Annotated in this window: 19 protein-coding genes; 10 read left to right on the top strand and 9 right to left on the bottom strand. The window is 64.9% G+C overall.

The features are described 5' to 3' along the window. Window positions 1-56 precede the first annotated feature (56 nt). Window positions 57-614 carry a type 1 glutamine amidotransferase domain-containing protein gene (locus BHQ40_RS12840; RefSeq protein ID WP_070156270.1) on the top strand — a complete coding sequence of 186 codons (558 nt, stop codon included), beginning with the start codon at window positions 57-59 and terminating at the stop codon, window positions 612-614. On the opposite strand, the gene BHQ40_RS12835 is transcribed toward BHQ40_RS12840, so the two are convergent. Genes BHQ40_RS12835 through BHQ40_RS26850 form a run of 3 tightly spaced genes read right to left on the bottom strand, consistent with a single transcriptional unit; the run spans window position 571 to window position 3,132 of the window. Further along, window positions 571-1,653: an acyltransferase family protein gene (locus tag BHQ40_RS12835; protein WP_070156269.1), complete on the bottom strand. Its 1,083-nt coding sequence runs from the start codon at window positions 1,651-1,653 to the stop codon at window positions 571-573. The two genes, BHQ40_RS12840 and BHQ40_RS12835, sit on opposite strands and share 44 nt — an antisense overlap. After that, a complete protein-coding gene (locus BHQ40_RS12830; RefSeq protein WP_070156268.1) occupies window positions 1,650-3,011 on the bottom strand; it encodes a putative O-glycosylation ligase, exosortase A system-associated in 1,362 nt (453 codons plus the stop codon). Before BHQ40_RS12830 ends, BHQ40_RS12835 begins: the two co-directional genes overlap by 4 nt. Further along, window positions 3,004-3,132 carry a hypothetical protein gene (locus BHQ40_RS26850; protein WP_290438430.1) on the bottom strand — a complete coding sequence of 43 codons (129 nt, stop codon included), beginning with the start codon at window positions 3,130-3,132 and terminating at the stop codon, window positions 3,004-3,006. Before BHQ40_RS26850 ends, BHQ40_RS12830 begins: the two co-directional genes overlap by 8 nt. A gap of 115 nt (window positions 3,133-3,247) precedes the next feature. On the opposite strand from BHQ40_RS26850, the gene BHQ40_RS12825 reads away from it, so the two are divergent. Both BHQ40_RS12825 and BHQ40_RS12820 read left to right on the top strand, forming a co-directional pair. After that, window positions 3,248-4,486 carry a TIGR04063 family PEP-CTERM/XrtA system glycosyltransferase gene (locus tag BHQ40_RS12825; protein WP_070156305.1) on the top strand — a complete coding sequence of 413 codons (1,239 nt, stop codon included), beginning with the start codon at window positions 3,248-3,250 and terminating at the stop codon, window positions 4,484-4,486. A gap of 19 nt (window positions 4,487-4,505) precedes the next feature. Then, window positions 4,506-5,477: a hypothetical protein gene (locus tag BHQ40_RS12820; RefSeq protein ID WP_083276891.1), complete on the top strand. Its 972-nt coding sequence runs from the start codon at window positions 4,506-4,508 to the stop codon at window positions 5,475-5,477. A gap of 3 nt (window positions 5,478-5,480) precedes the next feature. Here the strand turns inward: BHQ40_RS12820 and BHQ40_RS12815 are convergent, their stop codons facing one another. Together BHQ40_RS12815 and BHQ40_RS12810 are read right to left on the bottom strand one after the other, a co-directional pair. Then, entirely contained in the window at window positions 5,481-5,843 is a 363-nt protein-coding gene (locus BHQ40_RS12815) for a hypothetical protein (protein WP_070156267.1), read from the bottom strand. Beyond that, the gene (locus BHQ40_RS12810; protein WP_070156266.1) at window positions 5,840-6,028 is read right to left on the bottom strand and encodes a hypothetical protein; all 189 of its coding nucleotides are present in this window, start codon (window positions 6,026-6,028) and stop codon (window positions 5,840-5,842) included. Before BHQ40_RS12810 ends, BHQ40_RS12815 begins: the two co-directional genes overlap by 4 nt. 113 nt (window positions 6,029-6,141) lie before the next feature. On the opposite strand from BHQ40_RS12810, the gene BHQ40_RS12805 reads away from it, so the two are divergent. Together BHQ40_RS12805 and BHQ40_RS12800 are read left to right on the top strand one after the other, a co-directional pair. Continuing rightward, window positions 6,142-6,798 carry a S24 family peptidase gene (locus tag BHQ40_RS12805; RefSeq protein ID WP_070156303.1) on the top strand — a complete coding sequence of 219 codons (657 nt, stop codon included), beginning with the start codon at window positions 6,142-6,144 and terminating at the stop codon, window positions 6,796-6,798. 58 nt (window positions 6,799-6,856) lie between these two features. After that, complete coding sequence (locus BHQ40_RS12800) at window positions 6,857-7,519, top strand: MBL fold metallo-hydrolase (RefSeq protein WP_070156265.1); 663 nt, start codon at window positions 6,857-6,859, stop codon at window positions 7,517-7,519. Between the two features lie 45 nt (window positions 7,520-7,564). Here BHQ40_RS12800 and BHQ40_RS12795 read toward each other — a convergent pair whose 3' ends face one another. Further along, window positions 7,565-7,996 (bottom strand): MAPEG family protein, encoded by a 432-nt coding sequence (locus tag BHQ40_RS12795; RefSeq protein ID WP_070156264.1) that lies wholly within the window; start codon window positions 7,994-7,996, stop codon window positions 7,565-7,567. A gap of 211 nt (window positions 7,997-8,207) precedes the next feature. On the opposite strand from BHQ40_RS12795, the gene rpmF reads away from it, so the two are divergent. From rpmF to BHQ40_RS12770, 5 genes are all read left to right on the top strand, one after another. Continuing rightward, window positions 8,208-8,387: a 50S ribosomal protein L32 gene (rpmF, locus tag BHQ40_RS12790; RefSeq protein WP_070156263.1), complete on the top strand. Its 180-nt coding sequence runs from the start codon at window positions 8,208-8,210 to the stop codon at window positions 8,385-8,387. Between the two features lie 33 nt (window positions 8,388-8,420). After that, the gene (gene plsX, locus BHQ40_RS12785; protein WP_083276890.1) at window positions 8,421-9,470 is read left to right on the top strand and encodes a phosphate acyltransferase PlsX; all 1,050 of its coding nucleotides are present in this window, start codon (window positions 8,421-8,423) and stop codon (window positions 9,468-9,470) included. Continuing rightward, window positions 9,467-10,435 (top strand): beta-ketoacyl-ACP synthase III, encoded by a 969-nt coding sequence (locus BHQ40_RS12780; RefSeq protein WP_070156262.1) that lies wholly within the window; start codon window positions 9,467-9,469, stop codon window positions 10,433-10,435. The genes plsX and BHQ40_RS12780 overlap by 4 nt, the downstream gene beginning before the upstream one ends. Window positions 10,436-10,547: 112 nt before the next feature. Beyond that, entirely contained in the window at window positions 10,548-10,844 is a 297-nt protein-coding gene (locus BHQ40_RS12775; RefSeq protein WP_070156261.1) for an integration host factor subunit alpha, read from the top strand. A gap of 66 nt (window positions 10,845-10,910) precedes the next feature. Further along, window positions 10,911-11,258, top strand: a complete 348-nt coding sequence (locus BHQ40_RS12770) for a MerR family transcriptional regulator (RefSeq protein WP_070156260.1) — start codon at window positions 10,911-10,913, stop codon at window positions 11,256-11,258. A 5-nt stretch (window positions 11,259-11,263) separates the two neighbouring features. Here BHQ40_RS12770 and BHQ40_RS12765 read toward each other — a convergent pair whose 3' ends face one another. The 3 genes from BHQ40_RS12765 to BHQ40_RS12755 all read right to left on the bottom strand — a co-directional run. Further along, entirely contained in the window at window positions 11,264-11,782 is a 519-nt protein-coding gene (locus BHQ40_RS12765; protein ID WP_070156259.1) for a GNAT family N-acetyltransferase, read from the bottom strand. Then, window positions 11,783-12,322 carry a SixA phosphatase family protein gene (locus BHQ40_RS12760; protein ID WP_070156258.1) on the bottom strand — a complete coding sequence of 180 codons (540 nt, stop codon included), beginning with the start codon at window positions 12,320-12,322 and terminating at the stop codon, window positions 11,783-11,785. It abuts the gene before it with no gap. Next, window positions 12,319-13,343 (bottom strand): helicase C-terminal domain-containing protein (locus BHQ40_RS12755; protein ID WP_290438429.1); only part of this gene is annotated, 1,025 nt, incomplete at its 5' end. The genes BHQ40_RS12760 and BHQ40_RS12755, both read right to left, overlap by 4 nt.

The following is a 13,343-nucleotide window of genomic DNA, read 5'->3' as shown; positions in this document are numbered from 1 at the left end:
CAAGCGGCGCGCGGGCCGTTGGGTTGGTTCGCCTTCCCCCTAATAGGAGCAGACCCATGACCGACATCGCCGACGCCCGTTTCCTCATCATCGCCACTGACGGCTTCGAGCAATCGGAACTGTTCGAGCCGCGCGATCAACTGATCGCCGCCGGGGCGAAGGTCGATCTGGCATCGCCGGACAGGCAGCCGATCCAGGGCATGAAGCATGACGAGAAAGGCGCGACGATCACGCCCGACCTGACGCTGGAGGAGGTGGACGGCGCGAACTATGACGCGCTGATCATTCCGGGCGGGGTCGCCAATCCCGATGCGCTGCGGATGGACGACGATGCGGTGGATATCGTGCGGGATTTCTTCGATGCGGGAAAGCCGGTCGCCGCGATCTGTCACGGGCCGTGGCTGCTGGTTGAGGCGGACGTGGTGGAGGACCGGCGAGTGACGAGCTGGCCTTCGGTGCGGACCGATCTGGAAAATGCCGGGGCGATCGTGGTCGACGAGGAAGTGGTGGTGGACGGCAATCTGATCACCAGCCGCAAGCCCGGCGACATCCCGGCTTTTGTCGCGGCGATCAGGGCTGCCGTTGCAGAGGCCGCGCCGGTAGCCGCAGCCTGACCGCGCCGAGCCAGCGCCGTCCGGGCCGCTCAACCAGATGGTAGAGCAGGACCGAGGCGGCGAAGGTGAGTGCGAGGAAGGCGGCCATCGTCACTGGCGGGATGGCGGTGGCGTCCTTCACGAAGGCGATCTTGAACCAGATGAACAGCATGAAATGCACCATGTAGGTGGCGTAGCTGATCTCGCCCAGATAATGGAGCGGCCGCCAGTGGAGCGGGTTCCGCCGCAGGGTGGAGGCATGCGCCAGCGCCAGGATGAGGCAGGCGGCACCGGCGGGGAAGGCCCAGGTTTCGCTGCCCAGACCTGACAGCCACTGACCCCAGAACATGATTGCGCCGGTGAAGGCGATGGTCATCGCCCGCGCATCCCTGTCCGGCCCGCGCAGCCAAAAAGCACATAGAACCGCACCGCAACTGAACTCGATCAGACAGCGGAGCAGGCCGAAGCGCGGAATGTCGCCGCCCAGCGTCTGTTCGCCAAAGGCGGCGAGAAGAATGTGCAGCGTCGCCAGCAGCGCAATCATCGCCGCCAGCAGATTGGGCCGTCGGGCGCGGGAGAGAGGCGTCCAGAGCACCAGCGCGGGGAACAATAGATAGGCGGCGAATTCGGCGCTGATCGACCAGGCCGGGTGGTTCCAGCTCAGCGCTGGCGTGAAGCCCCAATTCTGCATCATCGCGATATGCAGCGGCAGCTCCGCCCAGGGATAGTTGGCATCCTCCCGGCCCGTCGCCCGCAGCAGCAGCGCGAACATCACCGTCAGGCCAAGCATCACGCCATAGAGCGGATAGATGCGGGCGAACCGCCGGGCGAGAAAGGCGGGGATCGCCGAAGCGCCGCCGGACAGCATGGCGCGATGGGCCGACAGGTAGATGACAAAGCCGGACAGCAGGAAGAAGAAATCGACCGCGAGATAGCCCTTGTGCGCGACCTCCATCAGCCATGCAGGCGCCCAGTTTGCGCCGCTGCGGATATGGTAGATCACGACCATCCAGGCGGCGATGCCGCGGGCGGAGGTCAGGCTGCGCAACTCCCCCGTCATGCAATCGCGCCGGTGCGTTGGGCCTGTGCGAAGATGGGGGCGTCGCCCTCCGACTTGCGCAACCGGGTCAGATAGGTGTCGAGGCCGATCTGCAGCGCCAGCAGCATGAACACGAAGGGCTGATAGGCGATGCCGATGAACAGCGCGCCGAGCAGATAGACGATATGCCCCTGTTGCAGCGCCAGCGCCAGCGGCGGCACCCATGCGGTCTTTGCCTCGTCCCGCTTCAGGTAGAAACGCCGCAGCCATTCGGTCCGGGCCAGCGATATGCCGTGGATCATCGCCCAGATCAGGAAGCCCAGATAGCCCTGTTCGCCCAGCATCTCGAAATAGGCGCTGTGATAGGCGCGGCCCTTGTCGATGATCACCTGCCGCTCGGCGGTCAGCAGATTGCCCTTGCCGGTGACCTTGTGCGATTCATAGCGGAAGCTGTTGCCGCGATAGGCGTCGAAGCCCCCGCCCGCCGGATGATCCTTCACATAGTCGAGCGTCCATTTCCACACCGCGATCCGGGTCGATGCGCTCTCGTCGCTCTGATAGGTTTCGATCGTGTTCATGCGGCTGGTGAAGCTCGCCGGCAGGAACGGCACGGAGATGATCGCGACCAGCACCAGCAGGCTGCCATAGAGGAACCGCCGCTGCATATGCATCAGCATCAGCCCGCCCAGCAGGATGATGCAGAGCAAGCCCGTGCGGGTTTCCGTGCCGATCGGGATCAGCAGGCACGCAAAGCACAGGGCATAGGCAAACCCGCGCACCCGCCAGTCGGACGGGAAGATCGTGCCATATTTGGCGAGGTACAGGATCAGTGGGATGATCGCGATCGCAACGGTGGAGATCGTGCTGCCTTCATAGAGGCCGCTATTATCGTCGACCATCAGGTTGAGCACGCCATAGCCGCCGCCCGACAGCACTGTCTTTATCCCGCCGGTGATGATGATAGAGCTGGCGCACAGGCACATGACCAGCGCCAGCGCCTCTATCCGCAACCGCGTACGCAGGGTGAGCGGCAGGAAGATGGCGAACACCAGCGCCTTCCATACCCAGTTCCACTTGGTCGCGGCGTCGATGGGGAAATCGGCATGTGATGTGGTCCACGCGCACCAGCCGAGCAGGGCGATCATCAGCAACTGCCGGAAGGACAGGTGGCTGTCGGCCTTCTTGTCCGCGAGCAGCCACGCCCCCGCCGCCAGTCCGAAGGCGATGAGCGAAATGGGAACACTGTTCAGCAGATAATAGGATAGCCGTTGCGGTGATACGATGTCGATATAGGCATAGACCAGCACCAGCAGGAACGGCCGCCGCAGGGCGAGGGCGAATGCCGCCGCCAGAAATGCCAGGAAAAACAGGTCACGCATGGGGGGTACGGTCCACGCTGCGCCGCCGCCGTTCGCTGTCGAGGTCCGGCCGGCTGAGCAGGCGCCAGAAGGCGATCACTATCAGGCCATGACTGACGAGCAGGGAGAACATGTCGATCATCGATGCTGTGTTCCGGTTCCCTGCGTCCAAAAATGCCGCGCTCCAGCGCTTTTCATGGCCTTACCCGTTCGGGGTTGACGCGACGTTAATCCTTTTAGGTCATTTGCTTGGGCCTATGACGCGCATCCTCCACGTCCTCGACCACAGCCTGCCGCTGCATAGCGGCTACACATTCCGCACACGCGCCATCTTGCGCGCGCAAATGGCGCAGGGGTGGGACGTGCGGAGCATTACCGGCCGCCGTCATGGCGCGGATGCAGGCGCGGTCACGGAGCCGGACGTCGAGACTATCGATGGCCTGATCTTTCACCGCACGCCGGGCGAGGTGGCGTCGGGCAACGCCCTGATCCGCGAATGGCGCGACATCGGCGCGCTTGCCGAATCGATGGAGGCGCTGGTTCACCGGTGGAAGCCGCATCTGATCCATGTCCATTCGCCGGTGCTGAATGCTCTGGCCGCGCAACGGGTCGCGCGCCGCCACAATATCCCGCTGGTCTATGAGATCCGCGCTTTCTGGGAGGACGCCGCCGTCGGCAACGGCACAGGGACGGAAGGAAGTCCGCGTTACTGGCTGACCCGCCAGCTCGAAACCCACGCCGTCCGCGCGGCCGATGCCGTCGCGGTGATCTGCGAAGGTCTGAAGGGCGACCTGATCGCCCGCGGCATCAGCGCCGACAAGATCATCGTATCGCCCAACGGCGTTGATATGGAAATGTTCGGCACGCCCGTCGCGCCCGACCCGGCGCTGCGCACGCGGCTTGGCCTGGATGGCGCGGAGGTCGTCGGCTTCATCGGCAGCTTCTACGATTATGAGGGGCTGGACGATCTGATCGCCGCCATGCCCGCGCTTGCCACCCGCCGTCCTCATGCCAAGCTGCTGCTGGTCGGCGGCGGCCCGCGGGAGGAAGCGCTGCGCAATCAGGTCGCTTATTCGCCGGTCGCTGATCGTGTCGTATTTGCGGGCCGTGTCGCGCACGGGCAGGTGGAAAATTATTACAGCCTGATCGACATCCTTGCCTATCCGCGCAAGTCGATGCGGCTCACCGATCTTGTCACGCCGCTGAAACCGCTGGAGGCGATGGCGCAGGGCAAGCTGGTCGCTGCTTCCAGCGTCGGCGGGCATTGCGAACTGATTGAGGATGGCGTCACCGGTACGCTGTTCGCGCCCAATAATCCGGCCGCCATAGCGCAGGCGCTGGCCAAGCTGTTCGAGGCACGCCCGGCATGGGATGCGCGCCGCGCCGTCGCGCGCCGCTTCGTTGAGACAGAGCGTAACTGGTCGTCAAATATTTTGCGTTACGAACCGGTTTACCGGCGGCTCCTGAACGGCGCCCGGCGCGCCCGCGCGGCGTGACGGAGCAGGGAAGGGGCTGATGAAGATCAGGCTTCGGGCCTCGCAACGGGCGGCCATATGGGCTGCATCCGGCGCGGCGTTCGCGGCCCTGACCTTTCCGGCGGGGTTGATCGAGGTGGCGGCTACGTCGTCGGGCATCTCGGAGGTTCTGCCGGCCGCCGCGCCGCCGCTGGGCACGACCGCCCGGCTGGTGCTGGCGGGTTTTGCAGGGGTGATGGCGGCGGGCGCCGCGCTGGCGTTCCGCCGGCAGAGCGCTCCGGCCAAGGGAGTAGAGAAGATGGGTTTTGCACTTTCACGCCTGACCGGCCTCGCCAAGCGCCGCGCCCGCAAGCCGGAACCGCTGGTGAACGATATGCCGATATTGCGCCGTGCCGACGCTCATCCCGATGCGCCGCCGCGCCGCCCCATCTTCGCCAACAGCGACTTTGGCGGCACCGGCATGTTTTCCGAAATGCCTGCTTCGCCCGAAGATCATACGCCCGATATCGCCGCGCCGGAAATCGAGGCCGCATTTACAGAATCATTGGCGTCTGTTGATGATCCCGTGATCGACGCCGCGATTCAGGACGCGGCATGTGCTGCTGAGGAGCAGCCGGCTCCCCTGCCGCTGGAGGGAATGTCTGGCGAGGAAGTGCTGTCGGGCTTTGCGCCGCTGGCCGCGCCCGTGCCGCCTCCCGGCATGGAAGCCCAGCCCGAAGTCCCGGCCGCTGCGCCGCCAAGGGAACCGCGCCCACCCCTCGACGGCCTGACCATCGCCCAGCTTGCCGAGCGGTTCGAACTGGGGCTGGCGCGCCGCGCCATCGCCCGGCCGGTCGCGCCTTTTGATGCGCCCCCGGTGCAGATCGTGCCGGTTGCTGCCCAGCCCGTTCCGCGCGTCATCGCCGACATTCCGCCCGTGCCGCAAGTCGCGGTGAAGCCCGATGTGGATATGCAGGTCGATGAGGCGCTTCGCGCGGCGCTCGGCACGTTGCAGCGCATGAGCGCGCGCTGATCCTCACCAGTCCTCAATAAGCAGCGCTGACAGGGCGACCCGCACCTGGGGCGGGTCCAGCGCTGCATTGGGGTCCGTCCAGCGGCCGTCTATCGCCAGATCGGCGACGATATGTCCGCTTATCGCAAATTCCGCCTCCGGGGCCTGGTCGATGAACAGCGCCACCCGCTGCTGCGCATTGTCGCCAGTGAAGATCAGCACGATTTTGTGGCGTGACCCCTGGAACGTCGCGCTGGCCCAGGGGTGGACCGAGATTGATTCCACGCTGGCGTTTGGACCCGCAAGGGCCAGGATCGACGCCATCAGGCGCTTGTGCGGATCGCGGCGGGTTGGCCGGGGATGATCGGTGGGCGCCATCCTGCTCATCGCGCACCCTCCGATTGATATTTGTTCATGAAACGTTCTACACGATTTTTCATGCGTTCTCCCGGTTCCCGCCCGTTTCGCATGTCGAGCACCAGGCGGGGATCGCGCACCGCCTCACGGCCGAAGCGGGTGGCGGGCATCCCGGTTTCCTTCAGGAAGCGCTCGATGGTCCGCAGTAAATGCATATCTCTATCTCCTCCGCCGGTTCCGGCGCGACTCGCCGGTGAATAGGGAGATTCTTATTTCATAGGAAATTTCCTACTTGTCTATAGGATGTTTCCTATTGTATGAAACCGGAATGGATGATTTCTCCGCCCGTCAGACACTCGACCGGCTCATCGTTGAGCGGCGGGACAATTATGGCGCCCTGTCGCGGATGCTGGGGCGCAACTCCGCCTATATCCAGCAATACATAAAGCGCGGCACGCCCCGGAAGCTGGATGAGGCGGACAGGCGGAAGCTGGCCCGCTATTTCGGCGTGGACGAAACGCTGCTCGGCGGGCCGGAGGTCTTGCCCGCGCGCACGGTGGCGAGGGGGGCGATCTTGCCGGTTCCCCGTCTGGCGCTGGGGGCGTCGGCCGGGGCGGGGTCTCTGGATGAGGATGAGCGGAACGCGGGAACCGTGGGGTTTGATCGCGGCTGGCTGCGGACCCTGGGCGTCCGGGAGGATATGCTGTCGATCATCAGCGTCGATGGCGAATCGATGGCGCCGACGCTGGGGCATGGCGATGACATCATGGTTGATCGCGGCGATGACGGCGCGCGTCTGCGCGATGGCATCTATGTGCTGCGCCTCGACGGCATGTTGATGGTCAAGCGGATCGCGATGGGGCCAAAGAGCGGGCGGTTTTCGATATTGAGCGACAATCCGCTCTATACCCGCTGGGAGGATATTGATCCGGCGCTGGTGGAGATTATCGGCCGGGTGGTCTGGACCGGGCGGCGGCTGGGCTGAACGGCGATGCTGGTCAGAGGGCTTGCGCTCCCGCGGCGCCTTCGCCACATCGAGGGTCATGAGCACGCCGCCCCTGAAAGCCGTCATCGTCCCTGTGACCCCGCTCCAGCAGAACTGCACGCTGTTCTGGTGCACGCAGACCAACAAGGCCGCCTTTGTCGATCCCGGCGGCGACCTCGACCGGCTGAAGGCCGCGGCGCAGCAGCAGGGCGTGGAGATTGAGAAGATCCTGATCACCCACGGCCATATCGACCATTGCGGGCAGGCGGGCATATTGGCGAAGGAACTGGGCGTCCAGATAGAGGGACCGCATGAGGCGGACCGCTACTGGATCGCCAAGCTCAGCGAAGAAGGCGGAAAATACGGCATCAACGGCCAGGTGTTCGAACCGGACCGCTGGCTTGTCGATGGCGATACGGTGACGGTCGGCAATCTGACCCTGGATGTCATCCATTGCCCCGGCCATACCCCCGGCCATGTCGTCTTTCACCACGCTCCTTCAAAGCTGGCGATTGTCGGCGATGTGCTGTTTCAGGGGTCGATCGGCCGCACGGACTTCCCGCTCGGCAATCATCAGGATCTGATCGACGCGATCACTGGCAAGCTTTGGCCGCTGGGCGGGGACACCGCCTTTGTGCCGGGGCATGGCGCGATGAGCAGTTTCGCCCATGAGCGCCGCTCCAATCCCTTCGTGGCGGACCGGGTGACCGGCCTGGTGTGATCGGGCCAGAGGCTGGACTTGACGCTGAACCGGGGCCTCCCCCTGTCAGACATGCGCGGCGAGGGTGGGCGGCGCTTCGACCTGCCGCATTGATCCATAGGCGACATAGAGCGCGGCTATGGACAGGATGAGGATCGTCGCGAACGTCACCAATATGCCGATCATCCGCGCCTTGTGCGGCGTGTCATGATCCATGCCGAATGCGTGCGCGATCCGCGCGAGGATATAGACCAGCGCGAGCAGCCACAGCCATGTCTGCGGGCCGGTCGCCAGTTCGATCAGGCCGAACAGGATGAGGACGAACGGCGTATATTCGACGAAGTTCGCCTGCGCCCGCATGCGCTTGACCAGCGGCTCGCAGCCGCCGTCGCCATGCAGCACCTTGTTGGACATGCGCGTGCGGCCGACCCGCATCGCCAGCCACATGTTGAGAAGCGCGGCGGCCGCGGCGAGAGTGAGGGTGATCGGCAGCAGCATGGAGAAGCGTCCTCTTTCTTTGGTGATTGGACATTGGCGGTCCCGTGGCGCAGGGGCAAGGAATGACTTGCGCATCGCGCGGAAATAGCTATAGGCGCATGGCTTCGCGATTGTCCGGGCCGCATGGGTCTGCGGCCTTTTGGTCCGTCAGGTTCCGCATCGGCGCTGATACTATCGCACTGAACTTTGATATACGGAAACAGGTGCCGACATGGCTGTCCCTAAGAGGAAAACATCTCCTTCCAAGCGCGGTATGCGCCGGAGCCACGATTCGCTTCGCGTCGAGGCGTTTCAGGAGTGCTCGAACTGCGGCGAACTCAAGCGCCCGCACAACCTGTGCTCGTCCTGCGGCCACTATAACGGCCGCGAGATCATCGCCGTCGGGGCGTAAGAATCAAGAATTTCTCCTAAAAAGGGGGATGAAGTGAGCAAGCAGCCGCGGATCGCAATCGACGCGATGGGCGGCGATGAAGGCGTGCGCGTGATGATGGCGGGCGTCGCGCTCGCCCGCCGCCGCCATGAAGGGCTGCGCTTCACGCTGTTCGGGGACGAATCGCGCATCAAGGTTGCGCTGGACAATCACCCCAATCTGCGCGCCGCATCGGAAGTGGTGCATACGGACCAGGTCGTCGAAGCGACCGACAAGCCAAGCGTTGCGCTCCGCAAGTCAAAGAACAGCTCCATGGGCCTCGCCATCCAGGCGGTGAAGGCGGGGGATGCCGGCGCGGCTGTCTCGGCCGGCAATACCGGCGCGCTGATGTCGATGGCGAAGGTCGCGCTGCGCACCATGCCGGGAATTGACCGCCCGGCGCTGGCGGCGCTGCTGCCCACGCTCGGCTCCAACGATGTCGTCATGCTCGATCTGGGCGCCAACACGGAATGCGATGCCCGCAATCTGGTGCAGTTCGCGGTGATGGGCGGCGCTTACGCCCGGACCGTGCTTGACTTGGCGCGGCCGCGCGTGCGCCTGCTCAACATCGGCACCGAGGATTTGAAGGGCACGGACGAGATTCGCGATGCCGCGGCGACCCTGCGCGGGGCGATCGCGCTGCCCATGGACTTTGAAGGCTTTATCGAGGGCGACAAGCTGGCGTCGGGCGATGCCGACGTCATCGTCTGCGATGGTTTCGCGGGCAATGTCGCGCTCAAGACGGCGGAGGGCACGGCCCGTTTCGTCACCGACCTGCTGCGCCGCGCCTTCACCAGCTCCATCCGGTCGAAGATCGGCTTCCTGATCTCGAAGCCGGCGATGCACCTGCTGCGGCATCATCTGGACCCGAACAACCATAATGGCGCGGTGTTCCTGGGTCTCAACGGCGTAGTGGTGAAAAGCCATGGCGGCGCGGATGAGAAGGGCGTCGCCAATGCGGTTCATGTCGCCGCGCGCCTGCTGGAAGAAGATATAACGCGCCGGATCGCCGAAGATCTGGCCAATATCGGCGCGCTCGCGCCTGTGGAGATGCCCGCAAAATGATCCGTCGCGCCGTTCTGCTCGGCACAGGCTCCGCCCTGCCGCCGCGAGTTGTCAGCAACAGCGAACTGGCGGAAACGGTCGACACCAGTGATGAATGGATCGTCGAGCGCACCGGCATCCGTCAGCGCCATATCGCCGCCGATGGCGAGACGACCGCCACGCTGGCGACGGAAGCCGCGCGCAAGGCGCTTGCCGCTGCGGGCGTCGCGCCGGAGGAGATCGGCCTCATCATCCTGGCGACAGCGACGCCGGACCAGACCTTCCCCGCCAGCGCGACTCTGGTGCAGGCGGCGCTCGGCATAGATGATTGCGTCGCCTTCGACGTGGCGGCGGTTTGCTCCGGCTTTCTCTACGCCCTTTCTGTGGCGGACAATATGATCCGGGGCGGGGCGGCGGATAAGGCGATCGTCATCGGCTCCGAAACCTTCAGCCGCATTCTCGACTGGGACGATCGCGGTACCTGCGTCCTGTTTGGCGACGGCGCGGGCGCGGTCGTGCTCGCCGCGGAGGAAAGCGCCGATGGCAAGCGCGGCATATTGGCCAGCAAGCTGCATGCGGACGGGCGGCATAATCAGCTCCTCTATGTCGATGGCGGGCCTTCGACCACGGGCACGGTCGGCAAGCTGCGCATGAAGGGGCAGGAAGTGTTCCGCCATGCCGTCGTCAATCTGGCGACTGTCATGCGGGAAGCGCTCGATGCCGCGAACCTCTCTGTCGAGGATGTGGACTGGGTGGTGCCGCATCAGGCGAACGCCCGCATTCTGGACGCGACCGCCCGCAAGCTGCGCCTCGCGCCGGAAAAGGTGGTCATCACCGTGGACCGGCACGCCAATACATCGGCCGCCTCGGTCCCGCTGGCGCTGGACATCGCGGTCAGCGATGGCCGCATCCGTCAGGGCGACCTGGTTGTCCTGGAAGCGATGGGCGGAGGATTTACCTGGGGCGCCAGCGTTTTACGCATGTGAGACAAGCCGAGCGCCAGTCGCTTGCGAATCGCGGTGAAATGCATCACAGCTAAGGCTAGTCGTTGGCACCTGACGGCTGCTGGGGGAGTAGGTGCATAATGTGTGGGGACACATGGCAGGTAATGGAACGCTCACGCGTGCGGATTTGGCGGACTCGCTTAATCGCCAGATAGGGCTTTCGCGCGCCGAATCGGCATCGATGGTGGAAAGCATTCTCGACATGATGAGTGTCGCGCTCGAAAAGGGTGAGAATGTGAAGATATCCAGCTTCGGCACATTTGTTTTGCGGGATAAGACCGAACGGGTCGGCCGCAATCCAAAGACGGGAATTGAGGTTCCCATCGCACCGCGCCGGGTGCTGACCTTCCGGGCCAGCCAGTCGATGCGGGATCGTATTGCGCGAAGCTGATCGCTAAGGCTCGGCCCGTCGCCCGATGGTTGACCGGGCCAGCGGCGAAGGTGCACGATAGAAGTCATGGAAAAGGCCGAAGGCGCATTTCTCACGATCGGTGAGCTGGCTACGGAGCTTGGTCTCCCGCAGCATATCCTGCGTTACTGGGAAACCCGCTTTCCGCAGCTCCGTCCGCTTCAGCGATCGGGCAACCGCCGCTATTACCGGCCGGCCGATGTCGCCCTGGCGCGGCGGATAAACCGGTTGCTGAACGTGGAAGGCTTCACCATCCGTGGAGCGCAGAAGGCGCTCGCCGACGGCTGGACGGAAAGCACGCCCGTTGAAAAGAAGCCCGCACCGGTTGCCGAAAAAAGCCTGCTTTCGCGGCTCGAAGCGATTCGGGATGATCTGGCCGCCGCGCTGAAGGACTAGGGGCGCTACATCTTCCGCGCGTAGACCAGATCTTCGAACGGAACATCGCCGACCATGAAGGTCATGCGGCCGATTTGCTCAAAGCCCTGCCGCGCATAAAAGCGGCGGGCTTTGTCATTCTGGGGGTATACCGCCAGCAGCAGGCGTTTCGCGCCGCGTTCCCGCGCAGCCTCAAGCGCCATCTCCATCAGCGCATGGCCATGACCGCCGCTCTGCCATGGTCCCAGCAGATAGATGCGTTTCAATTCATAGTCGTCCGGCTGCGGATCGACCGGCAGATTGGGCGGCGTCAGCAGCGCGTAGCCAACCGGCGCGCCCAGCGCGGTTTCACCGATGATGACATGCTGTTCCGGGTCGGCCAGCGCAGCCTGATAATAATCCAGCCCATGCGCCTTGCTGATATGCGCGATCAGGGCGTCGCCCGGATGATCATGCGCGAAGCTGGCGAGAAATGTTGCGCCGCCGAGCAGCGAAAGCGCCGGCGCATCGGAAGGGCCAGCCCTGCGCCAGATGACCGGCGTCACTTACGCTTCCGGCCCCAGTGCCGGGTCCAGGTCGCGCGGCCGGGTGAAGCTGGTGAGGGACGCGCAATCCTTCTCCACATCCGCCCAGCTATCGACGGACAGGTCCATGACCGCCAGGCTGGCGGTGGGAAATTTGATCTCCACCTCATCGCGCAGCGGGCTTTCGCCATTATCGGCGACCAGGGTGAGGATCAGGTCCTCCAGGCCGGGATTGTGGCCCGCAAGCAAGGCGGTCTCCGCGCTGTCGGGGATATCCCGGATCACGTCGATCAGCGTGACCGAGGAGGCGAGATAGATCCGCCGGTCCCATTGCGGCTCCAGGCGCTCGCCATAGCCTTCGAAAAATGTGTCCAGCGTTTCGATGACGCGCACGGCGGGCGATGCGACCAGATGATCGAACACCATGCCCTTTGCCTTCGCGAACTGGCCGATCAAGGCGGCAGCGCGTTCGCCGCGTCCGTTGAGCGGGCGGTCGAAATCACGTTTTACCGGGTCGTCCCAATCCGACTTTGCGTGGCGTAACAGGGTCAGCCGCTTCATTCTCGTCCTGCTGCCTCTCCATGGGTGGCGACGCGAGGGTCATGCACGAAAGCATCGCCGGAGCCAAGCCGTTCGCTGACGGAAACTATGGCCTCATCCAGCGTGACGCGCCGGATCGGGACACCTTCGGGAAAGGCGGAGAGCAAACGGCTGGGCATGGCGGCGGACAGGATGACGAAAGTGCCCCGGTCGTCGGCCCGGCGAATCAGGCGGCCGAACGCCTGCGCCAGCCGGGCGCGGACAATCCGGTCGTCATAGGCGCTTCCGCCGCCCGCCAGCCTGCGCGCGGCATGCAGGACCGAAGGCTTGGGCCAGGGCACGCCCTCCATCGCCACCAGCCGCAGCGAATGACCCGGCACGTCCACGCCATCGCGCAGCGCATCGGTGCCAAGCAAAGACGCGCGCGGATCGTCGCGGAAAATGTCGACCAGCGTGCCGGTGTCCATCGGGTCGACATGCTGCGCGAACAGCGGCAGCCCCGCGCGCGCCAGCCGGTCGGCGATGCGGGCGTGGACAGCGCGCAGCCGCCGGATCGCGGTGAACAGCCCCAGCGTCCCGCCCTGCGCCGCCTCGATCAGCCGGGCATAGGCCCCCGCCATCGCCGGAATGTCGCCGCGCTTTATGTCGGTGACGATCAGCACCTCGGCCTGCGCCGGATAGTCGAACGGACTCTGCGCCTCGAACCGGGCGGCGGGGCGATCCATATGCACCGATCCGCTGCGCGCCTCCGCGCTGCTCCAGTCGCCGCCGCCCTTGAGCGTCGCGGAGGTGACGATAACACCATGCGCGGGTTTCAGCACCGTTTCGGCGAGCGGCCGTGTCGGGTCCAGCCAGTGGCGGTGAATGCCGATGTCGAACTCGCGTCCCTCGAACCGGTCCACGGCCAGCCAGTCGACGAAGTCCGGGTCTGCCGGGCCGCCGATGCGCGACAGGATCGACAGCCATGCCGCCACCAGATCGCATCGCCAGGCAAGCGAGGAGATCGCCCCTTCGATCCGCGCCCGCGCCGCGCCATCCAGCC

The sequence above is a fragment of the Sphingobium phenoxybenzoativorans genome (assembly GCF_001757355.1).
GTDB classification, from domain to species: domain Bacteria; phylum Pseudomonadota; class Alphaproteobacteria; order Sphingomonadales; family Sphingomonadaceae; genus Sphingobium; species Sphingobium phenoxybenzoativorans.
The sequence above is the reverse complement of the archived record's forward strand: the minus strand, read 5'-3'. Positions and strand labels throughout refer to the sequence as shown.

Bases quoted from the DNA above. Each gene is read 5' to 3' on its own strand.
- BHQ40_RS12840 (WP_070156270.1), top strand. From the start codon at position 57: ATGACCGACATCGCCGACGCCCGTTTCCTCATCATCGCCACTGACGGC.
- BHQ40_RS12835 (WP_070156269.1), bottom strand. From the start codon at position 1,653: ATGACGGGGGAGTTGCGCAGCCTGACCTCCGCCCGCGGCATCGCCGCC.
- BHQ40_RS12830 (WP_070156268.1), bottom strand. From the start codon at position 3,011: ATGCGTGACCTGTTTTTCCTGGCATTTCTGGCGGCGGCATTCGCCCTC.
- BHQ40_RS26850 (WP_290438430.1), bottom strand. From the start codon at position 3,132: ATGATCGACATGTTCTCCCTGCTCGTCAGTCATGGCCTGATAGTGATC.
- BHQ40_RS12825 (WP_070156305.1), top strand. From the start codon at position 3,248: ATGACGCGCATCCTCCACGTCCTCGACCACAGCCTGCCGCTGCATAGC.
- BHQ40_RS12820 (WP_083276891.1), top strand. From the start codon at position 4,506: ATGAAGATCAGGCTTCGGGCCTCGCAACGGGCGGCCATATGGGCTGCA.
- BHQ40_RS12815 (WP_070156267.1), bottom strand. From the start codon at position 5,843: ATGAGCAGGATGGCGCCCACCGATCATCCCCGGCCAACCCGCCGCGAT.
- BHQ40_RS12810 (WP_070156266.1), bottom strand. From the start codon at position 6,028: ATGCATTTACTGCGGACCATCGAGCGCTTCCTGAAGGAAACCGGGATG.
- BHQ40_RS12805 (WP_070156303.1), top strand. From the start codon at position 6,142: ATGGATGATTTCTCCGCCCGTCAGACACTCGACCGGCTCATCGTTGAG.
- BHQ40_RS12800 (WP_070156265.1), top strand. From the start codon at position 6,857: ATGAGCACGCCGCCCCTGAAAGCCGTCATCGTCCCTGTGACCCCGCTC.
- BHQ40_RS12795 (WP_070156264.1), bottom strand. From the start codon at position 7,996: ATGCTGCTGCCGATCACCCTCACTCTCGCCGCGGCCGCCGCGCTTCTC.
- rpmF (WP_070156263.1), top strand. From the start codon at position 8,208: ATGGCTGTCCCTAAGAGGAAAACATCTCCTTCCAAGCGCGGTATGCGC.
- BHQ40_RS12780 (WP_070156262.1), top strand. From the start codon at position 9,467: ATGATCCGTCGCGCCGTTCTGCTCGGCACAGGCTCCGCCCTGCCGCCG.
- BHQ40_RS12775 (WP_070156261.1), top strand. From the start codon at position 10,548: ATGGCAGGTAATGGAACGCTCACGCGTGCGGATTTGGCGGACTCGCTT.
- BHQ40_RS12770 (WP_070156260.1), top strand. From the start codon at position 10,911: ATGGAAAAGGCCGAAGGCGCATTTCTCACGATCGGTGAGCTGGCTACG.
- BHQ40_RS12760 (WP_070156258.1), bottom strand. From the start codon at position 12,322: ATGAAGCGGCTGACCCTGTTACGCCACGCAAAGTCGGATTGGGACGAC.